The organism is Bradyrhizobium sp. USDA 4510, from assembly GCF_054059095.1.
Genome location: NZ_JBSSBT010000001.1, coordinates 3,153,882 through 3,172,470 on the forward strand (window position 1 = coordinate 3,153,882; position 18,589 = coordinate 3,172,470).

At 63.8% G+C, this 18,589-nt stretch carries 18 protein-coding genes; 10 read left to right on the top strand and 8 right to left on the bottom strand.

Features of this window, described 5'->3' with window-relative positions; genetic code table 11:
* Window positions 1-382 precede the first annotated feature (382 nt).
* Window positions 383-1,411, top strand: a complete 1,029-nt coding sequence (locus ACVMDN_RS14110; RefSeq protein ID WP_456835152.1) for an IS110 family RNA-guided transposase — start codon at window positions 383-385, stop codon at window positions 1,409-1,411.
* Between the two features lie 448 nt (window positions 1,412-1,859).
* Here the strand turns inward: ACVMDN_RS14110 and ACVMDN_RS14115 are convergent, their stop codons facing one another.
* Window positions 1,860-2,423: a TetR/AcrR family transcriptional regulator gene (locus ACVMDN_RS14115; RefSeq protein ID WP_229190657.1), complete on the bottom strand. Its 564-nt coding sequence runs from the start codon at window positions 2,421-2,423 to the stop codon at window positions 1,860-1,862.
* 107 nt (window positions 2,424-2,530) lie between these two features.
* On the opposite strand from ACVMDN_RS14115, the gene ACVMDN_RS14120 reads away from it, so the two are divergent.
* Both ACVMDN_RS14120 and ACVMDN_RS14125 read left to right on the top strand, forming a co-directional pair.
* Window positions 2,531-3,184: a glutathione S-transferase gene (locus ACVMDN_RS14120; RefSeq protein WP_456835153.1), complete on the top strand. Its 654-nt coding sequence runs from the start codon at window positions 2,531-2,533 to the stop codon at window positions 3,182-3,184.
* A gap of 223 nt (window positions 3,185-3,407) precedes the next feature.
* Window positions 3,408-4,436, top strand: coding sequence for an IS110 family RNA-guided transposase (locus tag ACVMDN_RS14125; RefSeq protein WP_456835152.1), 1,029 nt, complete (start codon window positions 3,408-3,410; stop codon window positions 4,434-4,436).
* A 353-nt stretch (window positions 4,437-4,789) separates the two neighbouring features.
* Here ACVMDN_RS14125 and ACVMDN_RS14130 read toward each other — a convergent pair whose 3' ends face one another.
* Both ACVMDN_RS14130 and ACVMDN_RS14135 read right to left on the bottom strand, forming a co-directional pair.
* The gene (locus tag ACVMDN_RS14130) at window positions 4,790-5,389 is read right to left on the bottom strand and encodes an NADPH-dependent F420 reductase (RefSeq protein WP_456835151.1); all 600 of its coding nucleotides are present in this window, start codon (window positions 5,387-5,389) and stop codon (window positions 4,790-4,792) included.
* Between the two features lie 35 nt (window positions 5,390-5,424).
* Window positions 5,425-6,159 (bottom strand): SDR family NAD(P)-dependent oxidoreductase, encoded by a 735-nt coding sequence (locus ACVMDN_RS14135; protein WP_456835150.1) that lies wholly within the window; start codon window positions 6,157-6,159, stop codon window positions 5,425-5,427.
* Window positions 6,160-6,446: 287 nt separating this feature from the next.
* Between ACVMDN_RS14135 and ACVMDN_RS14140 the strand changes: the two genes are divergently transcribed.
* Window positions 6,447-7,343 (top strand): LysR family transcriptional regulator, encoded by an 897-nt coding sequence (locus ACVMDN_RS14140; RefSeq protein ID WP_057019792.1) that lies wholly within the window; start codon window positions 6,447-6,449, stop codon window positions 7,341-7,343.
* A 207-nt stretch (window positions 7,344-7,550) separates the two neighbouring features.
* On the opposite strand, the gene ACVMDN_RS14145 is transcribed toward ACVMDN_RS14140, so the two are convergent.
* Both ACVMDN_RS14145 and ACVMDN_RS14150 read right to left on the bottom strand, forming a co-directional pair.
* Window positions 7,551-7,826 (bottom strand): hypothetical protein, encoded by a 276-nt coding sequence (locus ACVMDN_RS14145; protein ID WP_456835149.1) that lies wholly within the window; start codon window positions 7,824-7,826, stop codon window positions 7,551-7,553.
* A 378-nt stretch (window positions 7,827-8,204) separates the two neighbouring features.
* Window positions 8,205-9,350, bottom strand: coding sequence for an NAD(P)/FAD-dependent oxidoreductase (locus ACVMDN_RS14150; RefSeq protein WP_456835148.1), 1,146 nt, complete (start codon window positions 9,348-9,350; stop codon window positions 8,205-8,207).
* Window positions 9,351-9,723: 373 nt separating this feature from the next.
* Between ACVMDN_RS14150 and ACVMDN_RS14155 the strand changes: the two genes are divergently transcribed.
* Window positions 9,724-10,911, top strand: a complete 1,188-nt coding sequence (locus tag ACVMDN_RS14155) for a serine hydrolase domain-containing protein (RefSeq protein WP_158074227.1) — start codon at window positions 9,724-9,726, stop codon at window positions 10,909-10,911.
* Between the two features lie 80 nt (window positions 10,912-10,991).
* Here ACVMDN_RS14155 and ACVMDN_RS14160 read toward each other — a convergent pair whose 3' ends face one another.
* The gene (locus ACVMDN_RS14160; RefSeq protein WP_456835147.1) at window positions 10,992-11,645 is read right to left on the bottom strand and encodes a glutathione S-transferase family protein; all 654 of its coding nucleotides are present in this window, start codon (window positions 11,643-11,645) and stop codon (window positions 10,992-10,994) included.
* Between the two features lie 424 nt (window positions 11,646-12,069).
* Between ACVMDN_RS14160 and ACVMDN_RS14165 the strand changes: the two genes are divergently transcribed.
* The 5 genes from ACVMDN_RS14165 to ACVMDN_RS14185 all read left to right on the top strand — a co-directional run bounded on the left by ACVMDN_RS14165 (window position 12,070) and on the right by ACVMDN_RS14185 (window position 17,021).
* Window positions 12,070-12,606 carry a helix-turn-helix domain-containing protein gene (locus ACVMDN_RS14165; RefSeq protein ID WP_076831778.1) on the top strand — a complete coding sequence of 179 codons (537 nt, stop codon included), beginning with the start codon at window positions 12,070-12,072 and terminating at the stop codon, window positions 12,604-12,606.
* A 175-nt stretch (window positions 12,607-12,781) separates the two neighbouring features.
* Entirely contained in the window at window positions 12,782-13,810 is a 1,029-nt protein-coding gene (locus ACVMDN_RS14170; RefSeq protein ID WP_456835146.1) for an adenosine deaminase, read from the top strand.
* A gap of 47 nt (window positions 13,811-13,857) precedes the next feature.
* Window positions 13,858-14,982: an MFS transporter gene (locus tag ACVMDN_RS14175; protein ID WP_244558933.1), complete on the top strand. Its 1,125-nt coding sequence runs from the start codon at window positions 13,858-13,860 to the stop codon at window positions 14,980-14,982.
* Window positions 14,983-15,096: 114 nt separating this feature from the next.
* Window positions 15,097-15,570, top strand: coding sequence for a VOC family protein (locus ACVMDN_RS14180; RefSeq protein WP_057019799.1), 474 nt, complete (start codon window positions 15,097-15,099; stop codon window positions 15,568-15,570).
* A gap of 188 nt (window positions 15,571-15,758) precedes the next feature.
* Window positions 15,759-17,021: a serine hydrolase domain-containing protein gene (locus ACVMDN_RS14185; RefSeq protein WP_456835145.1), complete on the top strand. Its 1,263-nt coding sequence runs from the start codon at window positions 15,759-15,761 to the stop codon at window positions 17,019-17,021.
* A 125-nt stretch (window positions 17,022-17,146) separates the two neighbouring features.
* Here ACVMDN_RS14185 and ACVMDN_RS14190 read toward each other — a convergent pair whose 3' ends face one another.
* Entirely contained in the window at window positions 17,147-17,644 is a 498-nt protein-coding gene (locus tag ACVMDN_RS14190; protein ID WP_057020041.1) for a peptide deformylase, read from the bottom strand.
* A 69-nt stretch (window positions 17,645-17,713) separates the two neighbouring features.
* A complete protein-coding gene (locus ACVMDN_RS14195) occupies window positions 17,714-18,586 on the bottom strand; it encodes a bifunctional helix-turn-helix transcriptional regulator/GNAT family N-acetyltransferase (protein WP_141342111.1) in 873 nt (290 codons plus the stop codon).
* Window positions 18,587-18,589: the final 3 nt, after the last annotated feature.

Consider the following 18,589-nt stretch of genomic DNA (forward strand, 5'->3'; position numbering starts at 1 on the left):
AGAGGGTGGAACCAACATCAAGGCTCGGACGATTATCGTCGCGAGAACGCGTTGTCATATCTGACGCTGTTTGAAACCGTTGATCCGAACTGCGCGCTGCCCATCCGGCGCGGCCAAGGCGTCTCGCCGCCCTTCGAACGGCGCCCGTGCGCCGATCACTGCTCCTTCTTGAACAAACCCTGGAAGATGAGTGGGCCCAAACGCGGCCGCGTGCGTGCACCAGCGAGCGTAGATGGGGTAACGGGCCGGCCGCCCGCTCGCTACGGCGCAATTTGGAAGCGCGCTCGCGAGCGGCCTGTTGGTTGGAAGGCGGTCGTCCCTCAAACTGATGGTGTTCAACGGAGTCGGGCAAGCCCGCTCCAAGCATCATTAAAGGACGACCATGTACCACTATGCAGGAATTGACGTGTCTTTGGAATGCTCGAGCGTTTGCCTTGTCGATGGGACAGGCAAGATTTTGCGCGAGACGAAGGTTGCGAGCGAGCCGGCGGCGCTGATCGCCTGGTTCCGGTCGCTGGGTCTGGCACTGGAACGGATCGGGCTGGAGGCAGGCCCCTTGTCGCAATGGCTGTATGCGGGTCTGCGAGACGCAGGGCTTGCGGTCGAACTGCTGGAAACGCGGCACGTTCGCGAAGCCTTCAAGTCGATGCCGGTGAAGACGGACCGCAACGATGCCCGCCGGATCGCGCAGTTGATGCGGCTCGGCTGGTTCCGGCCGGTGCACTGCAAGTCGGTCGCGGCGCAGGAGACCCGCGCCATCCTGACGGCGCGCAAGCTGCTGCAATCCAAGCTTCGCGATGTCGAGAACAGCCTGCGCGGCATACTTCGCGGTTTTGGCCTGAAGGTCGGTGCGACCACCGAGCGCACGTTCGCCGGACGCATCCGCGAGCTCGTGACCGGCCATCCCGGACTGGAGTTGGTCGCGGCGGCGCTGCTCCAAGCCCATGCGGTGCTGCTGCGGGAGTTCAAGAGCCTGGACAAGCACACCCAGAAGCTCGCCAGGACGCATCCATCCGCCAAGCTCCTGATGACAACGCCGTCCGTTGGTCCGATCGTGGCGCTCACCTATGCCGCGGCGATCGACGACCCGAAGCGCTTCCGCTCCTCGAAGGCCACGGGAGCCCACTTTGGGCTCACCCCGAAGAAGTACCAGTCCGGTGAGACCGACTACACCGGCCGCATCAGCAAGATCGGGGATGCCTCCGTGCGCGAGGCACTCTACCAGGCAGCTCACGTCATGCTGACCAAGCCGGTCAAGAATTGCTCGGCATTGAAGAGCTGGGCGATGCGGATCGCCCGGCGCGCAGGCATGCGCAAGGCCAAGGTAGCGCTGGCTCGCAAGCTCGCCGTGATCCTGCATCGCATGCTCGCCGACACCAAACCGTTCAACCCGATGACCAAGGCCATCTAGCCAGGAGCAGCAATCGGTTCCGGGCGGGCCACGACACCAGGCTCTCCCCGAGCGAAGTCCCTCCGCTGGGACGATGGATCCGGTCAGGCCGCCATCCGGGAAGTGGCTCACGACCACGCAATCCGTAGATTGGCCGGCCGGCTCCTCAATGCACCCCATCAGGCGACGGCCTTCGCGCCGATCCCGTACAGAAGCAAGTGCCCGGCGAGTGGATGACGCGAAAAGGGATTGACTAACCAAGGCCCGTTACAGAAGCCCGGATGAGCCAACGAGTCGCGCGAACGCGCGCCCGATGACGGGCTCCGCAATATCCGGGGCACTTCCTGTCAGCGTGTCGCCTGGTGTCCGCATATCGCTTCGCTCATGCGGGCTACTCGCTACCATGGCTTGGAACGATCGAGTTGGAGCAGGGCGTCGCCGCCTCACGTCGATCTGACGTTCGGGCCATCTATGCCGGCAAAAGTCCCGCGGCGCGATAGCTGTCGATCATCGAGTCGTAGAGCGAAATATCGGAGCGGCTTCTGGCGACGAGCTGCGCGCCGGCGACGGCGGCGAAGATGGCGCGGGCCCGCTGTTCGCTCTTTCTCGAACTGACCAGGCCCGCGGCCACCAACAGCTTGCTCAGCCACGCCACGTTGACGTCGGCAAAGGTCTGGACCTCCTTCTTCACTGCGTCCGGCAGGTCGTCGACTTCCGCCGACATGAAGCTGCAGAGGCACATGCGGTTGTTGCTCTCGAGCGCTTTGCGAAACACATCGGGATATCGACGCAGGCAGCGGACAGGATCGGCCGTTTCTGCCAGCATCGACTCGAGTTGGGCGGCAGTGTCCTCCCAGTAGCGCTGCGCGACGGCGACGCCGAGATCGGCCTTGCTCGGAAAATGGTGATAGATGCTGGCGGCCTTGATCCCGACTTCGTCCGCGAGATCGCGGAAATTCAAGCCGCCATAGCCGCGTGCCTGCGCGGTCCGCTTTGCTGCCGCCAGGATGGCTTCCCGAGAGCTCGAACTCACTTCATTGCCTCACCGCTTCGTTATCTACCAAGTGACAGATAGGTGTTGACCGGCCGAATTTGAAGGTTAGTTCTACCCTACCAAGTGACAGGTAGACAGGAGTCTTGATGAAGATTTACGATTGGCCAACTGGCCCATATCCGGCCCGCGTTCGCATCGCTTTGGCCGAGAAGAACCTGCGGTCGCAAGTGGAGTTCGTATTGGTCGATCTCTACAAGGGCGAGCACAAGAAGCTCGAATTCCTTGCCAAGAACTACTCCGGCACGCTGCCGGTGCTCGAACTCGACGACGGAACCTTCATTGGCGAGTGCACGGCCATTACCGAGTACCTTGACGCGCTTAATGGCGCGCCGACGCTGACCGGCCGGACGCCGCGCGAAAAGGGTGTGATCCACATGATGAGCAAGCGCGCCGAACTGGAACTGCTCGACGCCGTCAGCGTCTATTTCCACCACGCCACGCCGGGTCTTGGGCCTCATGTCGAGATCTATCAGAACCCCGAATGGGGATTCCGTCAGCGCGACAAGGCCCTCAGGGGGATGCACTACTTTGACGGCATTCTGAAAGCACAGCCGTTCGTCGCCGGAGAGGCGTTCACGATGGCCGATATCACCCTCATAGGCGGCTTGATCTTCGCGGGACTGGTGAACGTGCCGGTGCCGGTGGAGTGCGAGGCTCTTTTGGCATGGTATGCAAGGATGCAGGAGCGTCCCAGCGTGAAGAACCGGATAGCGATGTCCGAGCCGATCGAGGCATCTTGATCGAGATCGCAGTTTGCGAACGCCGCCCTCGTGAGTCTTACGCGAGGGCGGATCGCCAAGATAGCAAGCGTAGATGGGGTAACGGGCCGGCCGCCCGCTCGCTACGGCGCAATTTGGAAGCGCGCTCGCGAGCGGCCTGTTGGTTGGAAGGCGGTCGTCCCTCAAACTGATGGTGTTCAACGGAGTCGGGCAAGCCCGCTCCAAGCATCATTAAGGGACGACCATGTACCACTATGCAGGAATTGACGTGTCTTTGGAATGCTCGAGCGTTTGCCTTGTCGATGGGACAGGCAAGATTTTGCGCGAGACGAAGGTTGCGAGCGAGCCGGCGGCGCTGATCGCCTGGTTCCGGTCGCTGGGTCTGGCACTGGAACGGATCGGGCTGGAGGCAGGCCCCTTGTCGCAATGGCTGTATGCGGGTCTGCGAGACGCAGGGCTTGCGGTCGAACTGCTGGAAACGCGGCACGTTCGCGAAGCCTTCAAGTCGATGCCGGTGAAGACGGACCGCAACGATGCCCGCCGGATCGCGCAGTTGATGCGGCTCGGCTGGTTCCGGCCGGTGCACTGCAAGTCGGTCGCGGCGCAGGAGACCCGCGCCATCCTGACGGCGCGCAAGCTGCTGCAATCCAAGCTTCGCGATGTCGAGAACAGCCTGCGCGGCATACTTCGCGGTTTTGGCCTGAAGGTCGGTGCGACCACCGAGCGCACGTTCGCCGGACGCATCCGCGAGCTCGTGACCGGCCATCCCGGACTGGAGTTGGTCGCGGCGGCGCTGCTCCAAGCCCATGCGGTGCTGCTGCGGGAGTTCAAGAGCCTGGACAAGCACACCCAGAAGCTCGCCAGGACGCATCCATCCGCCAAGCTCCTGATGACAACGCCGTCCGTTGGTCCGATCGTGGCGCTCACCTATGCCGCGGCGATCGACGACCCGAAGCGCTTCCGCTCCTCGAAGGCCACGGGAGCCCACTTTGGGCTCACCCCGAAGAAGTACCAGTCCGGTGAGACCGACTACACCGGCCGCATCAGCAAGATCGGGGATGCCTCCGTGCGCGAGGCACTCTACCAGGCAGCTCACGTCATGCTGACCAAGCCGGTCAAGAATTGCTCGGCATTGAAGAGCTGGGCGATGCGGATCGCCCGGCGCGCAGGCATGCGCAAGGCCAAGGTAGCGCTGGCTCGCAAGCTCGCCGTGATCCTGCATCGCATGCTCGCCGACACCAAACCGTTCAACCCGATGACCAAGGCCATCTAGCCAGGAGCAGCAATCGGTTCCGGGCGGGCCACGACACCAGGCTCTCCCCGAGCGAAGTCCCTCCGCTGGGACGATGGATCCGGTCAGGCCGCCATCCGGGAAGTGGCTCACGACCACGCAATCCGTAGATTGGCCGGCCGGCTCCTCAATGCACCCCATCAGGCGACGGCCTTCGCGCCGATCCCGTACAGAAGCAAGTGCCCGGCGAGTGGATGACGCGAAAAGGGATTGACTAACCAAGGCCCGTTACAGAAGCCCGGATGAGCGCAGCGACATCCGGCGTTTTCCGATCGGCGCTCCGCGTCTTGTCCCGCATGTCGCTCCGCTCATGCGGGCTACGGGTCGCAAATCCGTTACTGTTCCTTCTTGAACAAATCCTGGAAGATGAGCGGGCCCCAAGTGCGGCCGCGTGCGTGCACCAGCGCGCCACCCTCGTTGAGCCTTCCCAGCTTGACGGGTGCGAACCCGAGTTGCTTCGCCAAGGCCGCCACAGGCGCGACCGCGTCCTCGTCGTCGCTCGACAGCAAGACGACCCGGTGGCCACCCTCGACGATCGGATCGGCCGCCAGCTTGGCCGCAACCAGGTGATTGAACCCTTTCACGAGCTTGGCGCCGGCGAACGCCTTCGCGGCGAAGGCGGAGGACGGGACGCCGTCCAGCTCTTCAGGGACTGGAAACGCGTTCATCGCGTCGATCACCGTCTTGCCTTTCCAGCTCGGCAGGGCCTTCGCAACCTCGCGATGCTCCCCGAACGGGACCGCCAGGATGATTGTGTCGGCCTCGAGTGCTTCCCGCAACGACTTGGCGACGACCGTCGGTCCAATCGCCCGAGCCTGCGGCGCCAACGCCTCGGGCGGCCGGCGGCTCGCGACGGTCACGTTGATGTTCTTACGGGCGAAGGCGTGGGCGAGGGCCTGGCCTATCTTACCGAATCCTACAATCGCGTAGCTCATAGTGCTTCTCCGACCGTGTTGGTGATGATTCGATTTCAGATGGCCGAGAAGCCGCCGTCGACAGACAACTCCACCCCATTCACGAAGCTCGAATCGTCTGAGGCAAGAAACAGCGCGGCCGCCGCAATTTCCTCGGGACGACCCATCTTTCCCCGCGGGATCAGGGATTCGAACATCCGCTTCGCCTCCTCGGTGAGAACCTGGTCCTGCATCGGTGTGGCGATCGGCCCCGGGCTCAGCACGTTCACCCGGATATTCCTGCCCTTCAGTTCGTTGAGCCAGGTGCGTGCGAATGAGCGCAACGCCGCCTTGCTCGCCGCATACACACCGTAACCGGGAAAACCTTTTACCGAAGCGACCGACCCGGTCATGAAGATCGAGCCGCCATCGCTGAACAGCGGCAACGCTTTCTGAACCGCAAACAGCGTGCCGCGCGTATTCAGGTCGAAGGTAGCATCGAAATGCCGCTCGGTAATCTCGCCCAGTGGGATGGCTTCGCCGATGCCGGCGCTCGCGTACAGGACGTCGATCTTGCCCTTTTCCCGCTTGACCGTGTCGAACAGACGGTCGAGGTCGTCGAGATTGGCCGCGTCGCCGCGCACGCCGGTTACGTTCTGGCCGATCAGCCTGACGGCCTCGTCGAGCGCCTCCTGCCTTCGGCCCGTGATGAAAACATAGGCGCCTTCTTCAACGAACCGCCTGGCGCTCGCCAGCGCCATGCCGCTCGATCCACCCGTGATGACTGCAACCTTACCCTCAAGCTTTCCCATGACTTCTCCTTTCGTCGTGTCGGACAGCGTCTCTGGTCCCATTTTGCGGGATGGCCCCCGAGAACCTCGACGTAGCTCCGCCGGCGTCAGGCGTTGAGTGCGGAAGCGCGCACATCGGTGGTGCGAAATCGATCCGGCCGGATGACTGACGCCAGCCGCGACGATCGGTGTCCGCCGCTATTCGGCTTGGGCTATCATGATCGCCCGTGCTACCCACATACGAGATGCTGTTCGATGTACTGGAGACGGGCTTTGGAAGGCGCACCCCAGCGGTGCCGGATTGCACCATGATCGACTGGGATGACGTTCGCTACTTTCTTGCCGTCGCGCGCGGAGGCTCGGTGCGGGCTGCCGCCGAGCGCCTCGGGGTGAACCACTCGACCGTGCTGCGACGCGTCGCCCAGCTGGAGGAGCGGCTCGGAGCGCAGATGTTCGAGAAGCTGCCTTCGGGCTACCGCCTGACGGCTGCGGGTGAGGAAGTCCTCGAGCTCGCGGACCAGATGGAAGCGTCGTCGCACCAGCTGGAGACGCGCGTCTTCGGCCGCGACCAGAGCGTGCGCGGGCTGCTGCGGGTGACGCTGGCGCCGCCCCTCGCGACACACCTGCTCATGCCGGACTTCTCCGATTTCGCGCGACTGCATCCGGATATCGAGATGGAAATCCTGTCGTCCGGCGAGCTGGCAAATCTGACCAACCGGGAGGCCGATGTCGCGATCCGCGTCGTCTACGACCGCAAAACCCTGCCGCTCAATCTTCACGGCCTGAAGGGACCGGAGCTGTTCGGAGGCATCTACATATCCCGCGATCGACTGGCCGCGTGGCGCGCGGGCGCGCCTGATCCCGTCAGGTGGATCGTGATAAGTATTCACGGAATCCCGGACTGGGCCCACGAGGGTGAGGTTCGCGCCGCCGAGGTTCCGTTCAGGGCGACAGATGCCGCGGCGCAGATCGTCGCGGTGCAGCAGGGGATCGGCATGACGACGCTGCCGTGCTTCGTCGGAGATGCCGACCCTCTGCTTGTGAGGGTGCCGGGCACCGACCTGCACATGTACGGAACGCTCTGGCTTCTCACACAGGGAGAGACACGCAAGACGAAGCGCGTGCGGCTCTTCACCGAGTTCGTATCCCGCAGGCTCACCGCATACGCTCCGCTTCTCGCCGGACTGTCCGTATCACGCGACTGACGCGCGGGCAGGAGTCAAGACGAAGAAACGTTTCTGCAACGACAAATCAACTCATTGGGCGCAATGAGAACCATCGAGCAAGCGTAGCCCGGATAAGCGAAGCGATATCCGGGGCATTATCTATCGTGTGTCGCGTGGTGTCCCGCATATCGCTGCGCTCATGCGGGCTACTCACTGTTTCAGCGGAGCGATGGCACATCGCGCTGGTCAAGCGGCTAGGAGGCCGCTTGACCGATCGATGCGCGCCACGCGAGGACCCGGCTCGCAGGGGACATTGTTGCCGGTCCAGGGCGCAGTGGCGAATGAACCGACGCGCGGCGCCGGAATGCAGGCGCGACCGTCGACATAGACGTGCTCGGTCGGCGCGGCGGCGCTCGCCTCCGCGACGTGGCGGGACATCGCGTGGGTTTCACGCGCCATTGCCGGCGACGCGATCATGGCAACCGCGATCAAGGAAGCCGACAGGAGTTTGACGTTGGTCATGGAGTTTCTCCGTGTTGTTTATGGGGCCAAGGAGTCTGGCCTCGTCAGATATTTGTGCGTCGCGGCAACGGCGGACTTGAATGCAATCATCACTCACGCCGGCTCAACGCTGCGTGAGCAACGAGATCCTCTTCGTTGTGTCGCGCGATGCAGACCATCACCGACAGGTCGGATGAACGAAGCGTAATCCATCACGTCTTCGGGTGATGATCGTGAGGGTGCGTTACGTCCGCGTTGGCACTCCTACGGGTTCAGCAAGCGTAGCCCGGATGAGCGAAGCGATATCCGGGGCGTGTCGTGGCGTTCCGCATATCGCTGCGCTGATGCGGGCTACCCGTGCCTTGGAACTTTCGGACGCAAACGCCGCACAAAACTCCGTCACGGCGCGAGCTCGGCTCTGATCTCGCCGAGCAGCGCCATGGCGCCGAGCCGGCCCAGTTCGTCCGAACATTTTGCGCTCTTGCCGTAGCAGCAGAACGCGACCGTGACGCGCTCTGAAAGCGGTCCGATGCAGGGCAGGCCGCTGTCGCCGAAGGTGGTCATGCAGGGCACGACGCGGCGTTCCTCGAAAGCGAGGTCGCGAATGCGTTCAAGGATCTGTCCTTGAAGCCGATCGGCGACTTCAATCGATCCGCCCGAGCGGAACCAGTCCTTGATATCGGCCTCGCTGCCGAGCGGAAGATCGACCGGATCGCCGCCGAGCTTCAGCCAGGTCTGGCCGTCCGGATAGCGGATCGGCGGCAGCATGTAGGGATTGTCGCCCTTGGGCCCGAGACAACGCATCGACGGCATTCCGGCCAGGCGTTGAACCTCCGCCGCACCAAGCCGGAACAGCGCCGCGGTCCGCCCATAGACCGTAAAGCTCAGGGAGCGGCCGAGCAGCGATTGGGTGTGCCCGCCCGCCGCAACCAGAACGCGCTCGGCCTCGACGCTCCCCGATCGCGTCCGGATCGTGACGCCGGAGCCGCTTTCCGAAATCCCCAGCGCGGGTTCGTCGATGATCCGGGCGCCGGCGCGCTCCGCCGTGATCGTCTGCGCGCGGACCAGACGGCGCGGGCTGATGTATCCGGCATTGCGCGGCTCGAAATAGCCCTGCATTCCCGCCGTCGATTTCAGAAACGGAAAGCGCTCCGCGAGCCCCGCATCATGATAGGCTTCACACCGGATCCCGTCTTCGGCACAGATCCTGCCGAACGAAGCAACATCAGTGGTTTCGCTGCGGCCGATGTGAAGCGCACCGGCTTCCCGATAGAACTCCACGCCGCTCTCCGCTGAAATCTCGCCGTAGCGCGAAATCGCAGCGCGGTTCGCTTGCCGCCAGAACGCCCCTGGATCGTAACTCCGCGTGATGCGGCCCTCGTCATAGTGGCTGCCGAAGACGCCGCCATGGCGCGAAAAATCCGCCGGCTCATCGGGCCCGATCAGCGCAACATCGTGGCCCATCTTGCTCAGATGCCGCGCAGCTGCCGATCCGATCAGGCCGCGTCCGATCACCGCAAGTTTGATCGCTTGATTGTTGCTCACGAAGAAGTCCTGCGCTCTGCCTGCATCGGCGGTGTGAGATCGACCATGTCATTTCCGATGCTCCGGCAGCAAGCATAATCCAGCCGAGCGCGCAGGTGGACCGGCGAAGCGTAATCCGCCACATCTTGAAGCCGGGCGCGAGGCAGCAGGTTACGCGTTCGGCTAACCCGGCGCCGATTTCCCGCGAGACTCTTCGCGACTGCCGGGAAGTCGGCGCAAGCCGGCGTCTGACGACGCTGTTTTTCCGCGCAAACGTTCCACCGAGCGAACTTGAAACAAATAGTCACGGTGATTTCACTCGCTCTGAACGACGTTGTATGAAAGGATGCAACCAAGGGTCAACATGGTGCATCTTCACCGGCAGGAGGGCGAAATGAGCGACCAGATGATCGAGGCGACGACAAGTCCGGCACAGATCGTTCAACAGGCGGCCGAAAAATATCTCGGCATCAGCAACGCCCCTGGCTGCTGCATCGCGGTCTATGACGAAAAGTCGTTCGGCACCAAGGGCTACGCCTACCCCAAGGGACTGTCAGGCGTGGCCGGCTCTTCGCCCGCGCCATTCAGTGTCACGACCGACACGGTGTTCGAGATCGGATCGGTGACCAAGGTGTTCACCAGCACATTGCTGGCGGTGGCGGTCAAGGCGGGTGGGCCTTCTCTTGACGATACCATCGGCCCTTATCTGAACCTCTTCAGCGCGAACGCGGTGGGAACGCCGGTGCTGGACGCCATCCAGCTCGTGCAATTCGCCACCCATACCTCCGGCATGCCGGAGCAGCCGGGGGACGGCTTGACTGGCTACAGCGAGCAGCTGTTTGCGGACGAGCCACCGTCCAGTGAACTCATCAACTGGTGGAATCAATATGATACGCCGCCGCAGGGCTGCTGGCAGTATTCCAACATCGGCTTCGTGACCCTGGGCTTTGCGGTCACGCAGATGTTTGCGAAAGACAAGGGCCATAACTACAACGAAATTTTGGCCGAATACATCACCGGTCCGCTCGGCATGAAGCAGACCGGAGCGGTGCTCAATTCGTCGTGGAAGATCGCGCAGGGATGTATCGGGCATTGGAGCAAGAACTCCGAGCCGCCATATCCGATCGTCTTCGACCGCAACACGCCGACCGGCGGCACGGCCTTTGATCTGAAGACCACCGGCGACGACATGATCAAGTTCCTTGCGGCGCAGATCGCGGCGCCGAAGGGGCCGCTCGGGTCGCAGATCGCACTGACGCAGCAGAACCAGGGGACATTCCCCATCTGCGGGGAGAAGACCAGCGTCACCATGGGCCTCGCCTGGCAGATCACCACGGACACGCAGGGCCATACCGTTTTCACAAAGAACGGCGCGACGAGCAGAGGCGGATTCGAAGCGATCGTGATCGTCGTGCCGGAACTGAAATGCGGTGTCGCGGTGCTGAGCAACCAGTATTTCGATGCGTCGGGCGTGCACCCCGCGGGGATCGCACCCGGCCGCACCGCACTGGAGATTATCTCGCAGCTTCATCCAGGATTCGAACTGACCGAACCGCTGCCAGAACACGATCCATTCGACTAGCAAACCTGGCCCGGACGAGTGCAGCGATGTCCGGGGGCTTTGCCGTCCGCGCAAGGGCGCTGTCCCTGTTGTCGCCAACCTCAGCCGGTCGGTCGCTTACCCGTGTTGACCGCCAGCTGAGCCTCGAAAGCGCGCTGGTAAGCCGGCCGCGCTTCGCCGCGGGCGACATAGGCGGACAGGCCCGGATATTCTTCGAGAATGCCCGATGCTCTCAGCCTGAGCAGCACCGACACCATCATAAGGTCGCCCGCGCTGAACGCGCCGTCGAGCCAGTCGGCCTTGCCGAGGCGGGTGGAGAGTTGCTTCAGCCGGTCGCGGATGCGATCCATGACCAGCGGCAGGCGCTCTTTGGTCCAGGGCTTGTCGCTCTCCAGAATCCTGGCGGTCATGAGTTCGAGGATCGGCGGTTCCACCGTGTTGACCGCGGCAAACATCCAGGTGATTGCGTGGGCGCGGGCATTGGCATCGCCGGGCAGCAGGCCCGCATGACGCTCGGCGATATAAAGCACGATCGAGCCTGTCTCGAACAGCGCCAGATCACCTTCCTCATAGGTCGGAACCTGGCCGAAGGGATGCAGCGCCAGATGCGCGGGTTCCTTCATCGCCTGGAACGAAACAAGGCGAACCTCGTAAGGCTGGCCCGCTTCTTCCAGCGCCCAGCGAACGCGCGTATCGCGCGCCAGTCCCTTGCCGCCATCGGGCGACCGTTCGAAGGCGGTGATGATGGGCGTCATCGTTTCTCTCCATGTCCTTTGCGTCCCGAGGACGAGCGGGCGGCGCGCGCCCCGACAGCCGATTCCGGAATAATTTGGCCAAGCGTAGCCCGGATGTAGCGCAGCGAGATCCGGGGCCGGTCCTGCCAAAGGCGAGAACCCCGGATTTCGCTGCTCAATGGCAGTCATCGCCGCGATAGCGGCCGAATTGGCCGATCCGGACAGGCTTTGCGATCGTGATGGCGGTGTGCGGTTTCCCCAACCACCCTATGCGAAAAAAGAAAGGCTGCCGTGGCCGGGCTCGTGACATGCCAGTGGTTCGACCAGCGCCAGGCGCGCACGGCTGCGGAGTTTGCGCCGCAGCCGTTCCTGGTAGCGGTGTCCGCGGGGTATATCTTCGCTGACCTAGCGCCACGAGATGCAGAACAAAGTTGGGTGAATGTTGATGGGTGATCAAGGCCGCGGATTGCGACGAATGCGATTGCTTCGTCAGATGAAGCAAAGCTACCTCGCTGAATTGATGGGTGTGGATCAGGCGACCGTGTCGCGCTGGGAGCGCGGCATTCTCGATCTGTCGGAAACCCAGTGGATCTCGGCGCGCCGATTGCTCATGGGTCCGTTCGAGCCGGCCCAAGATGCCGCTCTGAAGCGTCTCGTCGAATCCTCGACGCGCAAGGTCCATCTGGTGTGCGACCTGACGCATCGGCTGCTTGCCGCGTCGGCGCCCAGGCAGGCCGAATGGCGAACCGGCTTATCCGAGTTCCTGGGCAAATCGCTACGTGTCTATGCCTCTCCGGAAATCCTCGCGGCTGACATCGCCCTCAATGATCTCGGCTGGTATGACGGGCAGCTCAGCTCGCTCGAGGTCAATACGGGTCCGAACTCCGATGCGGATCTCGTGATCCTTCCGGGACGCATGCTGTGGGAGCGCATCATGCTCGCCGACGGTGCCCCCGCGCGGCTGGTCACCACCATTGCCTAATGCGCGGGGAGGCTGCCTCAGCCGGATAACGCCCGCATATTTTATGCGTGGCGACCTTTCGACAAAGGCTGCTAGGTCGGGCTCGTACGGCGGACGAGCTTCGGCACGCGCATCCGGTTGGACGCGCGGGAAAAAGCTCTGAAGCGGAACACGCCGAGGCCAGAGATCGCGTTCAATGAATTCCGTTCCCTTGTTTGACATCAAGGCCGTTCCGAAGGCCGAGCTTCACGTGCATGTCGAGGGAACGCTGGAGCCGGGCATGCTGCTCGATTTTGCCCGCCGGAACGACGTGGCGATCCGGTACCGCTCGATGACCGATATCCTCTCGGCGTATCGCTTCTCCGATCTCCAGTCATTTTTGGAGATCTACTGGGCCGGTCTGACCGTGCTTCGGACGGAGCGCGACTTCTATGAGCTGGCACGCGCGTACCTGACCCGCGCGCGGGAAGACAACGTCGTTCATGCGGAAATCTACGTCACCCCTGCCGACCATACCGAGCGCGGCGTGCCGTTCGATGCTGTCATGGACGGCATCAGCGCCGCTTATGCAGACGCGCGGTTACAACGCGATATCACTGAAGGCATGATCCTGTGCGTTCGCCGGCATAAGCCTGTTGAAGAGGCCTTCGCCGCCATCGAGGCAGCGCGCCGCTGGCGCGACGGCGTGCTGGCCCTCGGACTTGGTGGACCGGAAAAAGGCTACCCGCCCGGACCCTTCGACCAGGTCTTCGCCCGCGCCCGCGCGCTTGGCTGGAAGACGACCGCGCATGCCGGTGAGGAAGGGCCGCCCAACTACGTGGCCGAAGCGATCGACAGGCTGCGCGTCGACCGCATCGATCACGGCGTCCAATGCGAGGCAGATCCGGCACTGATGCGGCGCCTTGCCGACGAGGGGACGCCGCTCACGGTATGCCCGCTGTCGAATGTAGCGCTGCGGATCTTCCCCGATCTCCAACGTCACAATCTGCGCCGGCTGCTCCACGCCGGCCTCTGCATCACGGTCAACTCCGACGACCCCGCGTATTTCGGAGGTCACGTCAACGAGAACTTCGTCCGTGCGGCAGCGGCGTTGGGCCTGACTGCCGAGGAGCAATTGAGCCTCGCCGACAACAGCCTCAAGGCTGCGTTCGTGGATGAAAGGCGACGTCAGGACTATCGGCGCGTCATCAGGGACATCAGGCCGCCACACCGGTCACCTGCATGACGACTGACACTTCCAGTCCCGGGCTCCGCGTCTGGCTCGCCGTCATCGTGCTCGGCGTTGCTTCGTTCACGATGGTCACGAGCGAGTTCGCGCCGGTCGGGCTGTTGTCCCAAATCGCCCTCGATCTTGGTCGAGACCAGGCCGCGGTCGGGCTCACGGTCACGCTCTATGCCTGGATCGGCGCTGCAAGCGGCCTGTTGTCCGCCGTTCTGCTGCAACGTTTTCCCCGCAAACCGCTGCTCGTTGTTCTGATGCTGGTGAAGTCTGCGACCAATCTTGCGGCAATGCTCTCCGACGGTTTCACGGGGTTGCTGCTGGCGCGGGCGGTCGGTGCTGTCGTTCACGGCTTCTTCTGGGCGATGGCGGCCGCGATCGCAACGCAGATCGCGCCGTCTCATCGCATGGGTGTTGCGACAGCGATCGTGTTCGGCGGAATCTCGATGGCAACCGTCATCGGCGTGCCGCTCGTCAACCTCATCGGACAGAACAACGGATGGCGCGCGGCTTTCGGCGTGATCGGCGGGGTCGGATTGTGCACGTCCGCCCTGATGGTCGGCGTTCTTCCGCGGCTCCGGGCCGGATCGCCGGCGGGATGGCAAGCGCTGGCAGCGGTGGTGCGCCGACAGGACCTGCGGAGAATCTATTCCGTAACGGCGTTCATGGCGGCAGCGAATTTCGCAGCCTATACGTTCATCGAACCCTTCCTCGGCGAGATCGCGGATGTGCCGCCCTTCATGATCGGTGTGATGCTGTTCGGCTTTGGCGGAGCAGGATTTGTCGGCAACATCCTGACCGGCGTTCTGATCGATCGCTTCATGACATCTGTCATCACGTGGGGACTGCTGGCCCTCGCGGGCGCGCTTGTCGGGCTTGGATGGTTTGGCCCGCAACTGGGGGCCGGCGCGGTTGTTACCTTGCTCATCGTCTGGGGCGCCGCCGTCGCGGCGCTGTTCGCGGGCCTCCAGACTTGGATCTTACGCGCGGCCGGTTCCATGGCGATGTCCGCGGCCGCGGTCCACTCCGCGGTCATCAATTCGGCGATCGGCGTCGGAGCCATTCTTGGTGCCCGGATGCTGAATCTCTCGGATCTATCCGGAGTGATGCTGATGGCGGGAGTGATCGTCATCGTGCCGCTGTTGATCATGCGCGTGAGCCGAAGTGGCGAAACATGATCCGCGATGGCGAAACACGTTGTGGAACGAAAGCCTGCGCCGCGTCGAACCAGGACCATAATCACGGATTATTCCCTCTCCATTCTGCTCGACGATCCCTGGAAGGAGACTGCCATGACCGATCTCGTCACATGCCTCTGGTTCGATCAGGGCCGGGCGCGCGAAGCGGCGGAGTTTTATGCCGCGACGTTTCCCGACAGCCATGTCGGCGCGGGCCATCAATCTCCGATACCGGGCATCGGGCAGGGCGAGGAACTGACGGTCGAGTTCACCGTGCTCGGCCGGCGTTTCGTGGGGTTAAACGGAGGCTCCAACTACACGCCGAACGAGGCGGTCAGTTTCATGGTGCTCACCGACAGCCAGGAGGAGACCGACCGCTACTGGAATGCGGTCACTTCCAACGGCGGCAAGGAATTGCCGTGCGGCTGGTGCCGGGATCGCTGGGGCTTTGCCTGGCAGATCACGCCGCGGCGGCTGCTCGAGCTCGTCAACAGCGCCGACCGCGCCGCCGGCAAGCGCGCGATGGAGGCGATGATGACGATGAAGAACATCGACATCGCCGCGATCGAGCGCGCGGCGGCGGGGTAATCCGCGTGGTGGAATGATTTGGCCCGGGCTCGATAGTCAGGTGTCCGATCGAGCTGGCGTGTGCGGCACGCGGCCATTCGCGTTGCGGCGTGCGCTCGCCGCGACGATCACCCCGGCGCAAACGCGGGATGTGCCTGGTGCTGTCGCGTGATACGAAATTCGCATTCGCAGCTCTGGAGCCAGCCCTGATGTCCGTCGCAGCCGCCGCCAATCAACAGCAAAATCTCACCGCCGCCGAATCCGATCCGCAGACGCTTGGCTGGATGCAGGGCTTTCCGCCGCCGCAGGACAGGACCATCACCTTCCAGAACGGCTCGTTCCGCAGCTTCCCCGAATTGCGCTGGGCCTGGAGCAACATCCGCCAACTGGTGCCGACCGTGAATGTCTGGCGCGGGGCAGGGCCGGCGTCGGTGCTGCCGCGCGCAGACCATGATATCGGCGCGTCGGCATCGGTGACGATGGACGGTCGCCCGATGACCTTCGCGCGCATGCTCGAGGAAACCTATGCCGACGGCATCGCCGTGCTGCACCGGGGCAAGCTGATCTACGAGCGCTATTTCGGCGCCCTGAGGCCGCACAAGCCGCACATCGCGATGTCGGTGACCAAATCGTTCACCGGCACGCTTGCCGGTATCCTGATCGCCGAGGGCAAGATCGATCCGCAGGCGCCGATCACCGATTACGTGCCGGAGCTGAAGGCAAGCGCGTTCGGCGATGCCCGCGTGCACGAGGCGATGGATATGACCACCGGCCTCAAATACACCGAGGTCTATACCGACAAGAATTCCGACGTGTGGGGGCTGCGGCGCGCCAACGGCATGGCGCCGATCGAGCCGGGCTATGAGGGCGCGACCAATATCTTCAATTTCCTCTGCGCGCAGCAGAAGCAGGGCGAGCACGGCAAGGCGTTCGCCTACAAGACCGTCAACACCGACGTGCTGGCCTGGATCTGCCGCCGTGCTAGCGGCATGACGCTGTCCGACCTGCTCTCCGAGCGGATCTGGGCGCCGATGGGCGCCGAGGAGGATGCGCATTATCACGTCGACCGCATCGGCACCGAAAGCGGCGGCGGCGGATTGTCGACGACGCTGCGCGATCTTGCCCGGTTCGGCGAGACGATCCGCAACCACGGCCGCTTCAACGGCCGCCAGATCGTACCGTCTCAAGTGGTCGAGGACATCGCGCGCGGCGGCGATCCCGAGAAATTCAAGCCTGCCGGCTACACAACACTGCCAGGGGCGTCCTACCGCAATCAATGGTGGGTGACGCACAATGCGCACGGCGCCTTCATGGCGCGCGGCGTTTATGGCCAGAGTCTCTATATCGATCCGAAGGCCGAGATAGTGATCGCGCGCTACGCCTCGCACCCGGCCGCCGGCAACGCCGCCAACGACCCTGTGACGCTGCCGGCTTACATGGCGCTGGCCAAGGATTTGATGGCGGGAGGGTAGGACGAAGGCAGGTTGGTTCGCTCGCGCAAGACGCGTAGCCCGGATGAGCGCAGCGATATCCGGGGCCTTTCCGTCTGCTGATCGCGGCTTGTCCCGCATGTCGCTTCGCTCATGCGCGGCTACGATCACGTCCGCGAGATTTTGTCGAAGCGCTTGATCAGGCGCTCCCGCTTGATGCGGGACAGCCGCCTGATCCAGAACACGCCGTCGAGCTGATCGATCTCGTGCTGATGGCACACGGCGCGCAGGCCGTCGGACTCTTCGGTCTGCATGTTTCCGTCGAGATCCTGATAGCGGATGCGGACGCGGGCGTGACGCTCGACCTCGTCGTTGACCCCGGGCATCGAGACGCTGCCTTCCTTGTGCAGGATTATCTCGGGCGAGGTCCGGATGATCTCCGGATTGACATAGGTCCGCGCGCCCTCGCTGGCATCGAACTCGAGCACCACGACGCGCAGGGATACGCCGATATGCGGCGCGGTGATGCCGATGCCGGGCGCCGCGCGCATGGTCTCGAGCAGGTCCTGCGCCAGTTCGCGCAGCGCCTCGTCGAACATGGTCACCGGCTCGGCCGGCAGTGCAAGGCGCGGATCGGGATAGCGCACGATGGGACGAATGGTCATGCCCGTGTCTTAGGCCAGTGCATCGCGCCGGACAACATGCTGATCCCGGGCACCGCGTGCGCGCGCCGTTCAGAGATGCTTTTCGAAGAACAGATCGGGGTAGGGGTCGTCGTTGAAGCGCGGGATCTCGGTCCAGCCCGTCCTGCGATAGAGCTGGCCGGCTTCCGGCAGCGCGCTGTTGGTGTCGAGCCGCAACACCGCGATGCCGAGCTCGCGTGCGGCCTGCTCGGCTGCGTCCATCAGGCGGCGGCCAAGGCCGAGGCTGCGCGCGCCAGGTGCGACCCAGAGCCGCTTGATCTCGGCGAACTCGCCGCCGCTGCCCTTCAGCCCGACGCAGCCGATCGGCAGGCCGTCCGACATCGCCACGATGAAGCTGCCGCGCGGCCGCACCATATCCTTGGCCTCAGGGTCGCGCGACAGCTTGACGTCAAAGCCTTTCTCGAATCGCCGCGCCAGTTCGGCGTAATATTCGCCGAGGCAGTAGCGCGCCTCGTCGCTGCGCGGATCCATCTCATCGAGGGCGGTGCCGTCGCGGCCGAGCGCCGATGCGATCAGGTCCATCGCCGCCAGCAGCGCCTCGCGTTGGCTGTGGTGGGTGAGAAAGTCCTTGGCCTGCCGGTTGGAGATCGCCTCATAGGCGTTGAACTCGCGCCTACCCGCCGCCGTCAGCCGTGCGATGCGGCGGCGCGCATCGTCGCCATGCGCCGTGGTCTCGATCAGGCCTTCGTCCTCGAGGCTGCGCAGCAGGCGGCTCATCAGGCCGGAATCGAGCCCGAGATAATCCCTGATCTCGCCGACATCGGCGCGGCCGTGTCCGATCGCGTTCAGCACGCGCGCCGCGCCGAGCGGCCGGCCGCGCCCGAGGAACGAGGTGTCGAGCGCGCCGACGGCGGAGGTCACGGCACGGTTGAAGCGACGGACGCGGGACACGGGGTCGAGCATATA